At 47.0% G+C, this 1,041-nt stretch carries 1 protein-coding gene; it reads right to left on the reverse strand.

Annotated elements, in window-relative coordinates:
- Positions 1-247 precede the first annotated feature (247 nt).
- Positions 248-1,041: IS110-like element ISVisp2 family transposase (locus AB4653_RS23390; protein ID WP_372105440.1), on the reverse strand; the 794-nt coding region annotated here is incomplete at its 5' end.

Here is a 1,041-nt window from a genome sequence, read left to right on the forward strand (position 1 = left end):
TTTCTTGTTGCTTAGGGGATAGTGTTACCGCATAGATGAAGCAAGTAATGTCGTCGGTTCTCATGCTGATATACGTGGATTGCTCATCGTTTGATGAGTAGAGCCTACCTTACTTGTTCCGTCGTGGCACCTGTCTTCAGTCTATGCTCGTGGTTCAATACAGCCGAAGCTATATTGCCGTCCTAACGCCGTCGGTGTTTGTGCCACTCCCGATGCTTTATCCAATGCGATAACACTAATTCTTTCTTCATGCCGGTAATCGAGCGATTCGAGTTTTAGGATCGACGTCGCTGATGACTACTTCACGAGCAATCGCCCAGATGTAAGCGATCATCTCTCTAGCGATGGCGACTACAACGACATTTCGGTGTTTACCTTTTTGTAGCAATCGTTGGTAACGACGACATAACCTTTGCTGGGCCAGCCAAGCGATATCGACGATCTCTTTAGGCAGGCCTTCTTGCCTTAGTTGGAGCTCTACAGAGATGTTCGCTTTGTGCTTATAGGTGTGTGCGCCTTCGACCAGCAACCGTCTGGCCCGACTGTTGCCACACTTTGTTAAGCTGCCACGACGAGTTTTACCGCCACTAGAGTTTTCAGTTGGAACGAGTCCGAGGTAAGCCATAAGCTTTCTTGGATGATCAAATCGTCGTAAGTCACCCAGTTCGGCTATTGTGCCGAGTGCTACGAGTAACCGGACTCCACGCATAGCTTGAATGGCTTTCACCACAGGATAGTATCGCCAGTTTTTGACTTGATGGAGTAGTTCATTATCGAGTCGTTGAAGCCGTTGCATTCGCTCATTGATGGTAATGATCATCTCTTGTAAAACGATTTGCTGACTATGATGAGGAAGAATGAGGTCGGTTAGCCACCGTAGATGCTTTTTAGACCAGTTATCATTCACCGTCGCTTGGATATTATTGCGAAGAAGAAAGCCTTTGAGTTGGAACTTTGCGTCTTTGAGATCTTTCATTGCGGTTTCTCTGGCACGTGAGAGGTCTCGAATAGCTTCATCTTCTACTTCCGGTACATAGATGG

Origin of the sequence: Vibrio sp. 10N.222.48.A3, from assembly GCF_041475345.1 — a bacterium.
GTDB classification, from domain to species: domain Bacteria; phylum Pseudomonadota; class Gammaproteobacteria; order Enterobacterales; family Vibrionaceae; genus Vibrio; species Vibrio tasmaniensis_A.